The 16921-nt window shown below is 74.5% G+C and carries 14 protein-coding genes; 5 read left to right on the forward strand and 9 right to left on the reverse strand.

The features are described from left to right. Positions 1 to 376: 376 nt before the first annotated feature. Together AB0K65_RS25440 and AB0K65_RS25445 are read left to right on the forward strand one after the other, a co-directional pair. Positions 377 to 2254, forward strand: a complete 1878-nt coding sequence (locus AB0K65_RS25440) for an NAD-binding protein (RefSeq protein ID WP_365720299.1) — start codon at positions 377 to 379, stop codon at positions 2252 to 2254. 164 nt (positions 2255 to 2418) lie between these two features. Continuing rightward, a complete protein-coding gene (locus AB0K65_RS25445) occupies positions 2419 to 3642 on the forward strand; it encodes a cytochrome P450 (protein WP_365720301.1) in 1224 nt (407 codons plus the stop codon). Positions 3643 to 3692: 50 nt separating this feature from the next. Here the strand turns inward: AB0K65_RS25445 and AB0K65_RS25450 are convergent, their stop codons facing one another. From AB0K65_RS25450 to AB0K65_RS25475, 6 genes are all read right to left on the reverse strand, one after another. Continuing rightward, the gene (locus AB0K65_RS25450) at positions 3693 to 3938 is read right to left on the reverse strand and encodes a hypothetical protein (RefSeq protein ID WP_365720303.1); all 246 of its coding nucleotides are present in this window, start codon (positions 3936 to 3938) and stop codon (positions 3693 to 3695) included. Positions 3939 to 3993: 55 nt separating this feature from the next. Then, positions 3994 to 4476: an NUDIX domain-containing protein gene (locus AB0K65_RS25455; protein ID WP_365720305.1), complete on the reverse strand. Its 483-nt coding sequence runs from the start codon at positions 4474 to 4476 to the stop codon at positions 3994 to 3996. Positions 4477 to 4499: 23 nt separating this feature from the next. Then, positions 4500 to 5234, reverse strand: a complete 735-nt coding sequence (locus tag AB0K65_RS25460) for a D-Ala-D-Ala carboxypeptidase family metallohydrolase (RefSeq protein ID WP_365720307.1) — start codon at positions 5232 to 5234, stop codon at positions 4500 to 4502. 103 nt (positions 5235 to 5337) lie between these two features. Further along, complete coding sequence (locus tag AB0K65_RS25465; RefSeq protein WP_365720309.1) at positions 5338 to 6567, reverse strand: FAD-dependent oxidoreductase; 1230 nt, start codon at positions 6565 to 6567, stop codon at positions 5338 to 5340. Further along, positions 6564 to 8099 carry an NAD(P)/FAD-dependent oxidoreductase gene (locus AB0K65_RS25470; protein ID WP_365720311.1) on the reverse strand — a complete coding sequence of 512 codons (1536 nt, stop codon included), beginning with the start codon at positions 8097 to 8099 and terminating at the stop codon, positions 6564 to 6566. Before AB0K65_RS25470 ends, AB0K65_RS25465 begins: the two co-directional genes overlap by 4 nt. A gap of 68 nt (positions 8100 to 8167) precedes the next feature. Next, positions 8168 to 9619 carry an FGGY family carbohydrate kinase gene (locus AB0K65_RS25475; protein ID WP_365720313.1) on the reverse strand — a complete coding sequence of 484 codons (1452 nt, stop codon included), beginning with the start codon at positions 9617 to 9619 and terminating at the stop codon, positions 8168 to 8170. Positions 9620 to 10015: 396 nt separating this feature from the next. Between AB0K65_RS25475 and AB0K65_RS25480 the strand changes: the two genes are divergently transcribed. Further along, complete coding sequence (locus tag AB0K65_RS25480; RefSeq protein ID WP_365720315.1) at positions 10016 to 11005, forward strand: hypothetical protein; 990 nt, start codon at positions 10016 to 10018, stop codon at positions 11003 to 11005. Between the two features lie 68 nt (positions 11006 to 11073). Next, a complete protein-coding gene (locus tag AB0K65_RS25485) occupies positions 11074 to 12603 on the forward strand; it encodes an amino acid permease (RefSeq protein WP_365720317.1) in 1530 nt (509 codons plus the stop codon). A 12-nt stretch (positions 12604 to 12615) separates the two neighbouring features. On the opposite strand, the gene AB0K65_RS25490 is transcribed toward AB0K65_RS25485, so the two are convergent. After that, on the reverse strand, positions 12616 to 13368 hold the full coding sequence (locus AB0K65_RS25490; RefSeq protein ID WP_365720319.1) for a GntR family transcriptional regulator: 753 nt from the start codon (positions 13366 to 13368) through the stop codon (positions 12616 to 12618). Between the two features lie 170 nt (positions 13369 to 13538). Between AB0K65_RS25490 and AB0K65_RS25495 the strand changes: the two genes are divergently transcribed. Next, the gene (locus tag AB0K65_RS25495) at positions 13539 to 14876 is read left to right on the forward strand and encodes a DUF2252 domain-containing protein (RefSeq protein WP_365720321.1); all 1338 of its coding nucleotides are present in this window, start codon (positions 13539 to 13541) and stop codon (positions 14874 to 14876) included. A 147-nt stretch (positions 14877 to 15023) separates the two neighbouring features. Here AB0K65_RS25495 and AB0K65_RS25500 read toward each other — a convergent pair whose 3' ends face one another. Further along, positions 15024 to 16424, reverse strand: coding sequence for an FAD-dependent monooxygenase (locus AB0K65_RS25500; protein ID WP_365720323.1), 1401 nt, complete (start codon positions 16422 to 16424; stop codon positions 15024 to 15026). 24 nt (positions 16425 to 16448) lie between these two features. Further along, on the reverse strand, positions 16449 to 16826 hold the full coding sequence (locus AB0K65_RS25505; RefSeq protein ID WP_365720325.1) for a metalloregulator ArsR/SmtB family transcription factor: 378 nt from the start codon (positions 16824 to 16826) through the stop codon (positions 16449 to 16451). Between the last annotated feature and the right edge of the window lie 95 nt (positions 16827 to 16921).

Consider the following 16921-nt stretch of genomic DNA (forward strand, 5'->3'; position numbering starts at 1 on the left):
TGTGTGGTGCGTGGGCCGTCCGCGATGCCGGCCTGTGTGGTGCGTGGGCCGTCCGCAACGCCGGCCCTTGTGGTGCGTGGGCCGTCCGCGATACCGCGGTATGCGCGCGGCCGCCACGGGGCCCGCGGCCGCTGTGGCGCCTGCGCCCTCTGCGGCCCCCTGGCACCCGGCCACCCGTGGTTCCCGAGGTGTCTGAGGAGCAAGGCATCCTGGTGACGTGTCCTCACACCCCTTTCCCCGCAGCCCCGTTCCCCCGGAGACCGCAGCTCCACGGGCCCCCGGTGCCCCCGTCGCCGCCGGTCCGGCCGGAGCGCCGTCAGGCGCGCCCGCGCCCCGGGCGGCGGACGGGCATCCCCGGTCCGCGCCGGCCGGTCACATGATCGTCTGTGGTGACGACGTGCTCGCCCACCGGCTCGCGGGGGAGCTCCACGACGTCTACGGTGAGCGGATCACCCTCCTGGTCCCCGCGCCCCGCGAGCCCGAGAGGCCGTCGGCCGGCCGGCCGGGGCTCGCCCAGGCGCTCTTCGGCAGGGTGACGGCGGCCGTCGTCCGGGGCACCGTGGGGGAGCAGCGGGGGGCCGCGCCGGCCCGCTCCGTCCGGGTCGTGGAGACCGCGGAGGTGGACGACGCCGTCCTCGTGGACGCGGGTGTCGAGCACGCGGCCGCGCTCGCCCTCGTGTACGACGACGACGAGACCAACATCCGCGCCGCGCTCGCCGCGCGCCGGCTCAATCCGCGGCTGCGGCTGGTGATCCGGCTCTACAACCGCAAGCTGGGCCAGCACCTGGAGACCCTCCTCGACCAGGCCGCGGCCGTCGCGGAGCCCTGCCTCGACCCCAGGCTCCTGGACGCGTCGACGACCGTCCTCTCCGACGCCGACACGGCCGCCCCGGCGCTCGCGGCCACCGCGATCGCCGGCACCAGCAAGGTGGTCCAGGCCGGGGGCCTCCTGCTCCACGCCGTGGAACGGACCCCGCCCGCCCGTGGCGAGGTCGCCGACCCGGGCCTGTGCACCCTCGCCCTGCTCTCGGCGACCACGAACGACCCGGCCGGCTGTGAGGGCTCCGAGCGCAGCGGCGACGAGGGACCCCAGCTCCTGCCCGACGACCAGGCCGTCGCGGCGGCTCCGGGCCGCGCCACGGTCGCCCTCGAAGCGGTCGCCTACGCCGGCCCCACGCTCTCCTCGAACCGCTTCGGCGCCTCCGCCCTGCCCGTCGCCTCGCTCTTCTCCCGCCGGCTGCGCTGGTCGCTGGCCGGCGTGACCGCCGCCGTCGCCGCGATCGCGCTCGCCACCTGGCTCACCACCGGCGACCACCCCCTGCACGCCGCCTATCTGACGCTGCTCGACCTCTTCGCCATCGGTGAGCCCGCCGTCGGCGAGACGACCAGCCGCCAGGTGCTGCAGCTCCTCGCCGGGCTGCTCGGGCTGCTCCTGCTGCCCGTCCTGATCGCCGGACTCCTCGAAGCCCTCGGCACGTTCCGTACGGCGACCTCGCTGCGCCGCCCGCCGCGGACACTGTCGGGCCATGTGGTGCTCCTGGGTCTCGGCAAGGTCGGTACGCGCGTCCTCGCGCGTCTGAGGCGGCTGAACATCCCCGTCGTCTGCGTCGAGTCCGACCCCGAGGCGCGCGGTGTGGCACTGGCCCGCCGGCTGCGCGTGCCGACGGTCATCGGCGACGTGACCGAGGAGGGAGTCCTGGAGGCGGCCCGCATCCACCGCGCCCATGCCCTGCTCGCCCTGACCAGTATCGACATCACCAATCTGGAGGCCGCGCTCTCGGCCCGCGCGGTCAAGGCCGACCTGCGCGTCGCCCTGCGCCTGTACGACGACGACTTCGCCACCGCCGTCTACCGCACTCTGCGCACCGCCCACCCGGACGCCCTCACCCGCAGCCGCAGCGTCTCGCACCTGGCGGCACCGGCCTTCGCCGGAGCCATGATGGGCCGCCGGATCCTGGGCGCCATCCCGGTGGAGCGCCGGGTGCTGCTCTTCGCGGCCGTGGAGGTGGCGGGCAACCCGCTCCTCGACGGCCGTACGGTGGCGGAGGCGTTCCGGCCGGGCGCCTGGCGGGTCATCGCCCTCGCCACCGGCTCAGCGCCGCTCGGGCGCCCGGGGGCGGGGCTCGTCTGGCAGCTCCACCCCGGCCAACTGCTCGCGCCCGGCGACCGGGTGGTGATCGCCGCGACCCGCCGCGGCCTGGCCGAGCTCCTGGGCCGGCGCCCCCGGCAGCCCGCCCCCGACACGATGGGCTGACGTGAGGCACGGGCGCGGGCCGCCCGGGCAGGCGACGTGACGGGAGGGGTCGGGCCGGTGCCGACCCCTCCCACCCTGGGCACGACGACCGTAGGATCCGACCGTTCAGCCGCTCTGACCGTTCCGTCGCCGATCCGGACCGCCTCGCCGTCAGGAGTGCACCCGTGAACGCCACGCCCCACCGTCTCGACCCCGCCGGGGGCTGCCCGCACGCCGCCAACGCCCGGCTGCTCGCCCGGGGCGCCGTGACCCCGGTTCTCCTGCCCGACGGCATCGAGGGAATGGCCGTCCTCGGCCACGACGCACTGCGCGAGTTCCTCTCCCACCCCGAAGTCGCCAAGGGGGCGCACCACTTCACGGCCCTCACCGAGGGGCGCGTCCCCGACGGCTGGCCGCTGCGCACCTTCGCCACCGTCCCCGGGATGACCACCGCCGACGACGCCGATCACCGGCGGCTGCGGTCCCTGGTCGGCACCGCGTTCACGCCCCGACGCGTCGAAGGGCTCCGTCCCCGGGTCGAGGCCGTCACCGCCGGGCTCCTGGACGGGCTCGCGGCGGCCGCCCGCGACGGCGACGGCGTCGCCGACCTGCGCCGCCACTACGCCCTGCCGTTGCCCCTCGGCGTGATCTGCGAACTCCTCGGCGTGGACGAGGAGTACCGGGACCGGCTGCACCACCTCTCCAACCAGGTCGTCGCCACCGACATCGGTCCCGAGCAGGCTCTTGCGGCCAACCGCGAACTCCTCGAGGTCATCGCCGCCGTCGTCGCCGCCCGCTCCGCGCGGCCGGGTGACGACCTCACCAGCGCCCTGATCGCCGCCCGCGACGAGGGCGGTGACCGGCTGAGCCCGCCCGAACTCATCGGCACCCTGATCCTGATGATCATCGCCGGGCACGAGACGACCCTGAACCTCATCACCAACGCCGTCCGCGCGCTCTGCGCGCACCGGGACCAGCTCACCCTCCTGCTGGACGGCCGGGTCCCCTGGCCGGACGCGGTCGAGGAGACCCTGCGGTGGGACAGCCCGGTGAGCTACTTCCCGTTCCGCTACCCCACCCGCGACCTCACGGTCGACGGCACGCTGATCCCGAAGGGCACCCCCGTCCTGGCGGGTTACTCGGCGGCGGGCCGCGACACGAAGGCCCACGGTCCGGACGCCGACCGCTTCGACCTCACTCGGAGACCGACGGCCAGGCATCTCTCCCTGGGCCACGGCCCCCACTACTGCCTGGGTGCCCCTCTCGCCCGCATGGAGGCCGCCATCGCCCTGGAGGCGCTCTTCACGCGCTTCCCGGACCTCACCCTCGCGACCCCCGAGTCCGGCCTTCCCCGCCACGCGAGTTTCGTCGGCAACAGCGTGCGCGTCCTCCCGGTCCGTACGGGCTGACCCGTCCCGATCCGCTCGCGTCGCCCCGCGGCCCGGCCCGGCGGCCGGGCCTACATCCGGCCGCGGTCCGCCGTCGTCGGGGAGGTGCGCAGGGCCGAGACGAGGTGGAGGAGGTGGGCCTCGTTGCCCGAGAACCCCGCGGCGCGGAGGGCCGCGTCGGCCTCGGCCATGGGGTGGGTGAGCATCGCCCCGGCGTACGGCGCGAGGTGCGGGTCGGTCAGGACCGCCTGGGTGGACTCCAGCAGACGGAGGTACGCCTGGGCGGCGGCGCGCTCACGGGCGGTGATCGTGGTCATGTCGGGCTCCCTCTCGACAGGTTGGCACTCCCACCCTCTCGTACGGGTCTGACAATCAGGGTTCGCCCCGCCCGTCCAGGTGTGTGGTGAGGCGGTCGAGGAAGACCCGCTGCCCCGCGACGAGCAGCGGAGCGGCCGCCACGGGGGTGAACCAGCCGACCCGGTCGATCTCCGGGAACTCCTGCTGGACGCCCGATCCGCGCGGCCACTCCATGGTGAACGTGCCCGGCACCACCCGCGTCGGGTCGAGGTCCGCCTCGACCGCCCAGATGACGACGGTCTTTCCGTTCCGCTGCCGTGCCTCACCGAGCGGGATGCGCTCGCCGTCCGGTGCCGGGAGTCCCAGCTCCTCCTCGAACTCGCGCCGGGCGGCGGCCTCCGGGGTCTCCTCGGGGCCGTACTCGCCCTTCGGGATCGACCAGGCCGAGACGTCCTTGGAGGACCAGAAGGGTCCACCCATATGGCCGATGAGTACCTCGGTGCCGCCGTCCGGTGTCCTGCGGAAGAGGAGGAGCCCAGCGCTGCGCTTGTCCGGCATGCCGTCCAGTGTCGCCGAGCCGGTCAGATTCCGCAGCTGCTCGCCGACCAGAAACGCGATGCCCGGGTGTCGACGTGGGCGTGGTCGCCGTGGCCCGGGTAGCCGGGGCCGAGGATCCCGTTGAACCCGTGGTTGCGCGCCTGCTTGGCCAGGGTGCACAGGGACGGCGATCCGGTGAGGTCGATGCCGTCGCCGTACAGATGGCGGCTGTCGGAGGCGCCGCCGACGGCGGAGTTGCAGGCGTAGGAGCGGAATCCGCTGCTCACGGAGATCGGTACGTCACCGAGCGCGTGGCGCAGGGCCTCCAGTTTCCACATCGCGCGCAGGGCGTTCGCCTTGGCGGTGGCCGCGCTGACGGCTCCGCCGGAGAAGTCGCCGTTGCACTTGTTGAGTTCGGCGTAGGTGAAGTGCGCGGGGGTGCAGTCGGCGTCCTGGAGCGCGTACAGCTTGGAGAAGGTGGCGGGGCCGGCGACGCCGTCCGCCGCCAGTCCGTACGCCTGCTGGAAGCGGGTCACGGCGGATTTCGTCGCCGGGCCGTAGGAACCGTCGACGGCGAGGACGGCGCCGTAGCCGGGGTAGCCGGCGACCCGGATCTGCAACTGGGTCACGTCCGCGCCGGACATGCCGGAGGACAGCGTGCGCCCCCAGGTGTAGCACTCGTCCGCGTGCGCCGTGCCCGCGGTCGCGACCGTGCCCGCGAGTGCGGCGACCACCAGCAGGAGCAGGGAGAGCAGGGATCTGATCGCGCGCCTGACCATGACACCTCCGTGTCGGAAGACGGAATTCCTGTCATGAGCATGAGGCCGACGGGAGGGGTGGTCAACGGCGCGTCGCACATGCCAGAGGACCAGGCCTCTGACGCTACGCGTCGAGGCTCACCACCACCGGACCGCCGGCCGGATCGACGTCCGCCGTCCACGCCGAGGGCAGCCGCACCGAACGGAACGGCCACACCGTGCCCGGCACGACGGCCCGGTGCAGGAGCCGGCCGTCCTGGACGACCTTGACCACCGGGCTCGTCAGCGGCGCGTCCGCACGCACCAGGACCGGTCCCGTCGGCACACCGTCCGCGATCCGGTTAGGGAGCGTCCACCGAAGCGGCCGCTCGGCCACCACCGGCGCCCCCGCCGGGGGCCAGGGTTCTCCCGCCAGCCGTCGCAGCACCGACTCCGCCGCCGCGCGCCCCTCCGCGGCGGCCGTGGCCGCCGACTCGACGCCCCGTAGGACGTCGCCCGCCGCGAAGACCCCCGCCGTGCCGGTACGGAGGAAGGCGTCGACCGCCGGCCCCCGGGTGCCGGCGTCCAGCGCCACCCCACCCGCGCGGGCCAGTTCGTGCTCGGGAATCCAGTCGCCGGTGAAGACCGCCGTGTCGCAGCGGATCGTCCCCCTGCGTCCGCCGCGGTCCAGCACCCCGATCCCGGTGAGGCGGCCCCGCCCCAGCAGCTCGGTCACCGTCGTGCCCGTGAGCAGGGGAGGAGGCGCCGTGCCGGAGGCCGCGGCGAGACGCCGGGGCCCGCGCACCCCGTCCGTCACCATCGCCACCACGTCGACACCGGCCCCGCGCAGCGTCCGCACCGCGTGGTGGGCGACGGGTTCGGCGCCGATCACCACCGCACGGCGCCCGAGCCGGTCCCCGCGTACTCCGTACCGCACCACCGACCGCTGGAGCTCCCCGGTCGTCAGGATCCCGGCCGGCCGGGTCCCCGGCACCAGCCGCGCGCTGCGCGGCCGCTCCCTGGCGCCCGTGGCGAGGACGACCGCCCTGGCCGTGATCCTCTCCAGCCCGGTGGGCGCGGTGACCTCCAGGGCCGACGGCCCGGCCCAGCCGGTGACCGATACGCCCGTGCGGATCGTCGCCCCGGCCCGTACCGCCGCCGCGACCGACCGGCGCGCGAACGCCGCTCCGTCCGTCGTCCGGCCCCACTCGCCCACGCCGAAGCCGCCGTGAGCGCAGAACCGCGGCACGCCGCCGGCCTCCTCGTCCCGTTCCAGGACCTCGACCCGGCCGGCGTCCGCCGCCGCCAGCCGGGCGGCCGCGGCGAGCCCGGCCGGACCGGCCCCGACGACCAGCACGTCGACCGACCGGATCACCGGCGCGCCTCCTCGAACATCGCCCGCACGGCCGGGCCGCAGGAGAACCCCTGGCAGCGCCCGCCGCAGGCCCGGGTCCGCCGCCGCAGCCCGTCGAGCGTGGCCGGCGCGATCGTGGACGAGAGCGCCTCCCGGATCTCGCCGCGGGTCACGCGCTCGCAGTGACAGACGACGGCCCCGAAGTCCGGCTCCCGGGCGATCCGATCGGCGTCGCGGTACGGACGGGGGAACGCCTCGCCGAGGTTCGGCATCCGGACCGGGGCGAGCGGCCGCCGCGCGCCGAGCTCCAGCCCTTCCCCGGCCAGCAGGCCCACGACGTGGTCGGCGAGCGCGAGGGAGGCGGTGAGCCCGGTGGACCGGATGCCGCCGACCGTGACGTACCGCTGCCCGGGATGGGCGGCCACCCGGAAGTCGTCGTCCTCGGTGGCGGCCCGCAGCCCGGCGTAGACGGCCGTCACCTCCTCGTCCAGGAGCGCCGGCAGGATCCGCCGGCCCTGGGCGCGAAGGGCGGCGAGCCCTTCGGCCGTCGAACCGGTGGCCGCCTTGTCGTCCACATCCTCCGCCGTCGGACCCAGCAGGACGTTCCCGTAGACCGTCGGGGCCACGAGCACCCCTTTGCCGAGCCGGCCCGGCACGGGCAGGAGGATGTGCCGGACGAGCCCGCGCGCGAACTTGTCGAAGACGATCAGCTGGCCCCGCCGGGGCGTCACGGTGAAGTCGTGCCGGCCGAACAGAGCGTCGAACTCGTCCGCGAACAGCCCGCAGGCGTTGACGACGTAGCGGGCCCGCAGCTCCCCGCGCCGGGTGACCAGCCGGTGCGGCCTCCCCGGACGGGCCGACTCGACCCGGCAGTGGAGGTGCAGGTCCACTCCGGAGCGGACCGCCTGGGTGGCGTACGCGAGCGTCGTCGTCCACGGGCAGACGACCGACTCCCCGGGCACCGCCAGCGCCCCGAGGGCGCCGGGTCCCAGGCGCGGCTCGCGCGCGGCGAGTTCGCCGGCCGCGATCACCCGCGTGGTCCGGTGACCGTTGCGGGCGGCCTTATCGGCGAGGGCGGGCAGGGCGGACAGCTGTTCGGCGTCCCAGGCGACCAGCAGCGCCCCGAGCGGCTCGACGGGAATGCCCGCCTCGTCCGCGTAGGCGAGGAGCCTCCGGCGCCCCTCCCGGACCAGCCTGCCTTCGAGCGAGCCCGGCACGGCGTCGAAACCGGTGTGCAGGATCGCGGTGTTCGCCTTGGACGTGCCGTCGCCGACATCTCCGGACGCCTCGACGAGCGCCACCCGCAGATCGTGGCACGCGAGTTCGCGCGCGAGGGCGCAGCCGACCACTCCGGCACCGACGACGGCCACGTCGTACTCCGCCCCCGGCGCGGAGGTGTCGGGAAGCGCGCCGGTGCGGGTCACCGTGCCGCGGGCCGGCGGCCCGCCCGCCGGGACGTTCCCGCGTGCCCCGGCCCCACCGGCCCCACCGGGCCCGGCCGGGACCGTCACGGACGTCCGCCCTCCCGCGCCGGTGCTTCCCGCACCTCGCATCCCGGCACCACGTCTCCCCGTGCCGCGCCCCTCCACGGCCCTTCTTCTCACGGCCCGTCTCTTCGCGGTCATGGGCGCGAGGGTCCGGGGGCGCCGTCGAGGAGCGCGCCCACCGCCGAGCGGAACCGGCCCATGCGCTCACTCGCCTCCGCGCCGCCGATCCGCGGCTCGTACACGGCCGACGGCTTCCACTCCGGTACGGCCTCGTCGACGCCGAGCGAGGGGTCGTGCCCCAGCCGGGCGACCGCCGCGACCCCCAGCGCGGTCGCGTCCGGCAAGGCCGAGACCTCGACGGGGCGCTGGAGGAGATCCGCCTGGGTCTGCATCAGCAGCGCGGACCGCGTGAGACCGCCGTCCACCCGCAGGGTGGCCGGCGGGGCGCCGAGGCCGACGGCCGCCGCGCCCGCCAGCTCGACCACCTGGGCCGCGATCCCCTCGCACAGGGCGCGGACCAGGTGGCCCGCCGTCGTGTCCAGGCCCAGACCGTGCAGGGAGCCGCGCACGTCCCCGCGCCACCAGGGCGCCGCGAGTCCGGCCAGGGCCGGTACGAAGGTCACGCCCCCGGCGTCCGGCACCGTCCCGCCCACGCGGTCCAGGTCCTCGGCGCCGGAGAGCACCCCGAGATCGGTCAGCCAGCGGACGGCCGACGCCGCCGTGAACACCTGGCCGTCCAGGCAGTAGCTCGTCCGGCCCCGCAGCCGCCACGCCACGCAGCTCACCAGACCGCCGTCGCCCCGGTGGGGGACCGGACCCGTCTGTGCGAGCAGGAACGCCCCCGTGCCGTAGGTGCACTTGGCGGCGCCCGGTTCGGTGACCCGCTGGGCGAGGAGCGCCGCCTGCTGGTCGACCAGGAGGCCGGTGACGGGCAACGGCGGTCCGAACGCGGTCGTCGTGCCGACCGGCGTGTCCGAGTCCACCAGCCGCGGCAGCCGTTCGCCGCCCAGCCCGAAGACGTCGAGGGCGGGCTCCGACCAGGACACCGTGTCCAGGTCGAGGAGTCCGGTGCGGCCCGCGGTGGAGGTGTCGGTGACGAACGCGCCGGTGAGCCGGTGTACCAGCCAGGCGTCGCTGGTGGTGACGACGCCCGCCCCGGTGAGACGGCGACGGATCCAGGCCATCTTGGGAGCGGCGAAGTAGGGGTCGAGGGGCAGTCCGGTCCAGCGACGCAACCGCTCGGCGTGGGCGGAGAGTTCGTCGCACAGCGCGGCGGCCCTGCGGTCCTGCCAGACCAGCGCGTCGGTCAGGGGGGCGCCGGTGGCGGGGTCCCAGGCGAGGACCGTCTCGCCCTGGTTGGCCAGACCCACGGCCACGACCGGAGTGTCCGCCGCCGCCAGTGCCGCGCGCCCGGCGGTGACCACGGAGGCGTACAGCTCCCGCGGATCGACCTCGACCAGGCCACCGGGCAGATGGCGGGGCCGCACGGGCGCCGCGCCGGTCCCGATGACGCCGCGGTCGGGGCAGACGACGAGCGCCTTGGTCCCCGAGGTGCCTTGGTCGACGGCGAGTACCGGCCCCGTCATCGTCGCGCTCCCGTCCTCGTGGCGGCGCACCCGGGCGTCCGGGTCGTCGCGCGTCGGCGCGTGCGCACACCGTCCACCGTGCCCCCCCGTGCGTCCGGTGGACCCGGGTGCACGCGCCGAGCCGGTGCCTCCGGTGCACCTGCCGCCCTTGATCACCGGAGCCGAAGCCTGGTGTACCCGCCTCGACGCGTCAAGCCGCGGCGGCCACCCTCGTCACCTTCGCCACCCTCGTTGACGCTTGGTCAAATTCAGTCTGTGGCTGGATAGTTACGATCGGAAGTGAAAGTGGACCGGGACGATCCAGCGGCCCTTATAGTGATCGCCGATCAACGGCCGGGATGTCCACCGGGGGCTGACCACCCCTCCACCCCACCGAGGACCCATGTCATCCACAGCATGCCCCGCCCCGTGAGAGGCGGGCACGGCTTCCGGCCCGTCTACCACCCGGCGGGCCACGACCACGCCCTGCGCCACGCCCTCCAGGACCTGCGGACGGGCCGCTGGGTGGCCATGGCCCGATTACTCGACGAGACGACGGGCTGGGCCGCCTGGACCCAGCGCACCCAGGTCCTGGCGGCCGTCGCCGCCGGTACCGACGTCGTCCAGGCGTGGCGCACCGAGCAGCCGGACAGCGCGCCCGCCACCGTGATGCACACCCGCGTCGCCGTCGAACGCGCCGTACGCGCCCACCGCGCGGGCCACCCCCGCTCCCGTGAACTGCGCCAGGAGGCACGGGCCGCCTGCCGCCACGCCGCCGGACGGTCCCCCGCCGACCCGGTGCCCTGGATCTGTCTGCTCGCCCTCGCCGCTCTCGACGACGCCTCGCACCGGGACGAGCACCGTCAGCGCCCGCCGGCGCCCATGCTCCCGCCCGGACCCTGGGCCCTCCTCGCCGAGGCCGAGAAGCGCGACCCGTACAACCGCGAGGCGCACCACCGCATGCTCCAGTTCTTCTACGCCCGCCGGCCGGGGCCGCTCTCCGAAGCCGTCAACTACGCCCAGTGGGCGGTCTCCGGCGCACCTCCCGGATCGGCGCTGCACGCCCTTCCGCTCTACGTCCGGGTCGAGCGCTACCGGCGCGAGCGGGGTCACGAGCACGCGCTCGACCTGCACTGGGTCGCCGAGGACGCCGTCCGGGACGCGCGGCGCGCCCTGGACGACTGGTTCCTCTTCTGCGCCACCGCCGAGGCGTCCCTCCTCGACCTGAACCATCTGGCCCATGCCCTCCACGGCGCCCTCCGCTTCGACGACGCCGCCCGGGTCTTCGACGCCCTCGGGCCCTACTACACGACGCTGCCCTGGGCGTACCGCACGGCGGACCCCGACGACCGCGCCCTCGCCGAAGAGGTGTTCCTGCGCGCCCGCGCCCGCTGTCTCGACCCCTGACCCGCTCGGCTTCCCCGCGCCCCGACCTGCGCATCCGCTCCCCCCACCCCTTCCGGAGGTAACCGGCCATGTCCCGCACCGTCCCCGTCGACGACATACGCGGCCCCGCCCAGGGCCAGGACGACGAGGCCCGGCTCAGAGAACTCGGCTACCAGCCGGTCCTGGCCCGCCGCATGGGCGGCTTCGGCAACTTCGCCATCAGCTTCTCCGTCATCTCCGTCCTCTCCGGATGCATGACCCTCTACGGCTTCGGCCTGGGCACCGGCGGCCCCGCCGTCATGATGTGGGGCTGGGCGGGCGTCGGCCTCTTCGTGCTCTGCGTGGGCATGGCGCTGGCCGAGGTCACCAGCGCCTATCCGACCTCCGGCGCGCTCTACTACATGGCCGACCGGCTCGGCGGACGCCGCTGGGGCTGGTACACCGGCTGGCTGAACCTGCTCGGGCTGCTCGGCGCCATCGCCGGCATCGACTACGGCGCCGCCCTCTTCACCGGCGCCTTCCTCAACCTCCAGTGGGGCATCGTGCCCACGGCCGGCTCCACCTTCCTGATCTTCCTCGCGATCCTGCTCCTGCACGCCGTGCTCAACCTCTTCGGCGTGCGCCTGGTCAGCGTGCTCAACTCGATCAGCGTCTGGTGGCACCTGACCGGTGTCGCCGTGATCGTCGGCGCTCTCGCCCTGGTTCCGGACCGCCACCAGTCCGCCGAGTTCGTCTTCACCGAGTTCGTGAACGACACCGGCTGGGCCAACCCGTTCTACGTCGCCGCCGTCGGTCTGCTCCTCGCGCAGTACACGTTCTCCGGCTACGACGCCTCCGCGCACCTCTCCGAGGAGACCTCCAACGCCTCCGTCAGCGCGGCCAAGGGCATCGTGCGCGCCATCTGGGTCTCCTGGATCGCCGGCTTCGCCCTGCTCGCCGGACTGACCTTCGCCATCCAGGACTACGCGGGCACGCAGAACAGCGCCACCGGCGTCCCGCCCGCCCAGATCCTGCTCGACGCGCTCGGCACCGGCGGTGCCACCGCGCTGCTCCTCGTGGTCATCGCCGCCCAGCTCTTCTGCGGCAACGCCGAGGTGGCCGCCGCCAGCCGGATGGTGTTCGCCTTCAGCCGCGACAACGCGCTGCCCGGCTCGGCGCTCTGGCGCAAGGTCAGCAGCCGCACCCAGACGCCGGTTCCGGCGGTCTGGCTCTCGGTGGCCGTCGCCGCCGTGCTGGCCGTGCCCTCGCTCTACTCGGCCACCGCCTATGGCGCGGTGACCGCCATCAACGTCATCGGCATCACCCCCGCCTACGCCATCCCGATCTACCTGCGCCTGCGGGCGGGCACGCGCTTCACCCCGGGGCCCTGGAACCTCGGCCGCTGGAGCCGGCCGATCGGCTGGACCGCCGTCGGCTGGGTGGCCGTGGTCACCGTCCTGTTCTGCCTGCCGCAGAAGTCGCCGGTGACCGTCGACTCCATGAACTACGCCGTCATCGCGCTCGCCGTGGTCCTGGTCCTCGCCACGCTCTGGTGGTACGTCGCCCGCCGTTCGTACGGGACCCCCTCGGCGTACGGCACCGCCCGCGAGGAGGCGGAGATCGCCGAGGGGATCGTGTAGGGAGCCCCGTGCTCAGGCGCTGAACTCGTACGTCCAGGCCGCCGCCTGGGCCGCGAAGTCGATGTCGGTGATCTCCAGCGCGTGGCCGTGCTGGTCGCTCACCACCCGGTGGACGATCAGCCGCGCCGCGCCGGCCCCGACTCCCGTGCCGGGGCCCGCCGGCACGCCGATCGACTCCCGTCTGGTCAGCCGCAGCCCGGCCTGGTGCATCCAGTGGTAGAGCAGCCGCAGGTCCGGCTGCTGGGCCGCGTCCTTGCCCCGGCGGTAGCGGGAGAGCTGGGGTATCTCCGTGAGCGCCTGCCGGGAGAACCAGGACACCGACCGTTGCAGGGGCGTCCCGGCCGGGCTCATCACCACGTGCCGGTGCACGAGCGTGGGCTCGCCCGGCACGAGCGACAGCCGGCTCGCGAGCGCCGCCGGGGGCGCCTCCCAGGCGAGGGCCGCCCGGACGAGCGCGTCCGCCGCCTCCGTACCGCCGGGGAAGGACTGCCGGCGTGCCGTCAGCAGCGGGACGTGCGCCTGCGGGCCACCGTCGACGGCGAACGTGCCGCGCCGGTCGGTCACCACCCGCCCCTCGTCGCGCAGCAGCTGGAGGGCGCTGCGCACGGTCTGGCGGTTGACGTGGTAGCGATGGGCGAGCGAGCGCTCGGAGGGCAGCCGGCTGCCGGGTGCGAGGCGTCGGTCGGCGAGGTCGTCCCGCAGGGCGGCGGCGACCCGGAGGTAGAGCGGTACCGCCGCCACCTGCTCGGGATCGGGCTCAGCCATGTTCGGACCCTTCTTTGCTCAGCGTGATCGTGTGGGCCGTGTGAGTGATCATTCCTATCATTGGTCTAAACCATTGGGGAAGGGGGTCCCCGTGAGAGTGGCCGAAACGAGCGAGTGCGCCTCTAATGAGTTCAACCGGTAGCGACGCTGGAAGAGGCGGGTGAGGCCGGATGCTGACACCGTACGAGCGAGCCGAAACGGGCCGGGCGGCCCGCAAGCGCGTCCCCCGGTCCTCGCACGGCCGCTGGATACCCTCCTCCCAGCGCCCCGATCCGCTGACCGTCCTGCAGAGACAGTCCGTCGACCGCGTGGCCGAACTCCTGCCCCTCCGGTACGGACGGATGGCCGTCTCGCCGTTCGCCTTCCTGCGGGGAGCCGCCGGCGTCATGGCCGCCGACCTGGCCGCCCAGCCCCACACCGGACTCACCGTCCAGCTCTGCGGGGACGCCCATCTGCTCAACTTCGGGGTCTACGCCTCACCCGAACGGACGCTTCTGTTCGACGTCAACGACTTCGACGAGACGCTGCCCGGCCCCTTCGAATGGGACGTCAAGCGGCTCGCCGCCAGCGTCGCCGTCGCCGCCCTCCAGAACGGCACCAGCAAGGCCAAGGCCCACCGCTCCGCGCTCGTCGCCACCGCGTCCTACCGCACGTCCCTGCGCCGCCTCGCGGGACTCGGCGAGCTCGCCGTCTGGTACGAGAGGATCGACGCCGAAGAGCTGGCGCCGCTGCTGCGGCACGGCCGTGCCCGCGTCGAGAACGCCCTCGCCCGCGCCCGCCGCCGCACCAGTCTCCAGGCCATCGCCCGCCTCACCGAGCGGGACGAGACCGGGGCCCGGCGCTTCGTCGACGCCCCGCCCCTCCTGCACCGCACCGCCGACCTCGACCGGGTGAACCTCGGGAAGGTCTTCAGCGACTACCGCAGCTCCCTCTCCGAGGAGCGGCGGGTACTCCTGGACCGGTACCGCTTCGTCGACGCGGCCCGCAAGGTCGTCGGTGTCGGCAGCGTCGGCACCCGCTGCTTCGTCCTCCTGCTCGAAGGACGCGACGAGAACGACCCGCTGGTCCTCCAGATCAAGGAGGCGGGCCGCTCGGTCCTGGAGGAGTACCTGGAGCCCAGCGCGTACGCCCACCAGGGGCGCCGGGTCGTCGCGGGCCAGCGCCTCGTCCAGGCCGCCGGCGACATCTTCCTCGGCTGGATGACGGGCCCCGAACAGCGCCACTTCTACTGGCGCCAGCTGCGCGACATGAAGGGCTCCGCGGAGGTCGAGACCATGTCGCCGTCCCTCCTGCGCGAGTACGCCGCTCTCTGCGGGCGCGCGCTGGCCCGCGCCCACGCCCGCTCGGGCGACCGCGTCGCCATCGCCGCCTACCTCGGCGGCTCGGACGTCTTCGACCGGGCGGTCGCGGACTTCGCGGTCCGTTACGCCGCCCAGAACGCGGACGACTACGCCCGTCTGAGCGCGGCGATCGCGGCCGGGGTCGTGGCGGCCTCCCCGGACGCGTGACGTCGGAAGCCCGCCCGCCCCGGCCCCCCGGGAGGGGGCGGGGAGAAGGCGTGAGCGGGGCGCGGCGGAGGAGAGGGGCGCCACCGGGCCCCGGGGTGCGCGCAGCGCCCGGCCTGGGCCCGGAGCCGCCGGGCCGCTACGGCCCGTTCACCCCTCGCGTCGCAGCGGCGGCTCGGGCGGTGTCCACGGGACCGGGCCGAAGAGGACGGACCGCGCCACCGCGGGGGCGAACAACGACGTCATGGGCGCCGTGAGCGTGAGGACGGACCGGAACGCCCGCCCGACCACCGGATCTCCGCCGTACCGCTGCTGCAACCGGCGGAGGTACCAGCCCACCGGCCTGTCCACGGCGCGGGTGCCCGTCGCGTTGCCGGTCGCGCCCGGCATCTTCTTGTCGGACCCGGCGGAGATGTCCCACGCCTGCCGGGAGGCGTCGAGCAGCGCCTTCTGCACCACCCGGGTGGTCGCCGTGCGACGGCGGTCGCCGAGCGCCTCGCGCAGCGCGACCGCGCTCATCGCGGCGACCGCCATGCCCTGGCCGTAGATCGGGTTGAAGGTGCACAGCGCGTCGCCGGTGGCCAGGAAGCCGGCCGGGCGACGACCCGGACGGTCGTACCTGCGACGGACGTTGGCGGTCCTGCGGAAGCCGAAGACCGGGGACACGGGCTCGGCCCGGGCCAGCCATTCGCCGATCACCGGGTGCGGCAGCCGGTTCGCGTACGCCTCGAAGCCGGCCTCGTCCGTGGGCGGTTCGTCGCCGCGCAGTCCGGACAGCGTCACCAGGTGCCGGCCGTCCCCGAGCGGGACCACCACCCCGCCGTACACCTGTTCCGGATTGGGGACGATGAAGTACCCGAGGGCGTCCGTCTTGTCGTTCTCCGGGGCCCGGTAGGTGCGGGTGGCGTAGGCGAGGCCGGTGTCGATGGTCTCCTCGTGCGGCGCCTCCGCGCCGATCGCGGCGAGCCAGTCGGGCGCGCGCGTCCCGCGGCCCGAGGCGTCGACCACCAGATCGGCCTCCAGACGGCGGGGCTCCCCGCCTTCGCCCGTCCCGGAGCCCACGCCGCGATCGCGCAGCAGCACGCCCCGGACGCGGGCGGAGTCGCCGATCAGGCCGACCGCCTCGACGCCTTGCGCGGTCTCGATCCGGGGGTCGGCCAGCACCCGTCGGCGCACCAGGGCTTCGAGCTTGGCGCGGTCGCCGGTGTAGAACGCGGTCGTGGCCGGGATCCGCCGGAACCACTGGCCGTTCTGCCACTGCACCATGTCCTGGGGCATGCCCACCCGGGGCGCCCCCTGCTCCGTGAGTTCGTCCATGAATCCGGGCAGCAGCTCGTCGAGCGCCCGCTGTCCGCCTTCGAGCAGGACGTGCGTGTGCCGGCTCTGCGGGACCCCGGGCCGGGCGTCCGGGCCCTCCGGGAAGCGGTCGCGCTCGACGACCGTGACCCTCTCCGCGTGCTCGCTCAGCACCCGCGCGGCCAGCAGTCCCGCGAGACTTCCCCCGATGACCACCGCGTGACGTGTCCCGCGGTGCCCCAAGTCGTCGGCCATCCCCGCCCTTTCCCGTCGATGGGTCTACGACTGCCCAGTATCCACGGTCTCCTGGGGTACGTCGCGGGTGCCGAGGCGCAGGTGCTCGATGTGGTAGACGGCCTCGTCGAGGAGTTGGGCCACGTGGTTGTCGTAGAGGCTGTACTCGATCCGGCGGCCCTGCCGGACGCCGGTGACCAGGCCCAGGGCGCGCAGCAGCCGCAGCTGGTGCGAGACGGCGGACTGCTCCATCTCGACGGCCGCGGCGAGCTGGGTGACGCCGCAGGGGCCCTGGCGGAGCTTGGTGAGGATCATCAGCCGGGAGGGCGTGGCGAGCGCCTGGAGGGTGGCGGCGATGGCGGCGGCCGAGTCCGCGTCCAGGTGGGTCGCGGGGGTCGTCCCGCCGTGCGCTCCGTGTCCCATGGGCTCATCGTAGCGGCGCTCATATGTAGATAGATGAAGACCTCTTCATGTGTTCGGGTATGGTGGGTCCGCTGCTGTGGCCGCACCCCTATCCG

This window comes from Streptomyces sp. NPDC053755 (genome assembly GCF_040677675.1).
In the GTDB taxonomy this organism is placed as follows: domain Bacteria; phylum Actinomycetota; class Actinomycetes; order Streptomycetales; family Streptomycetaceae; genus Streptomyces.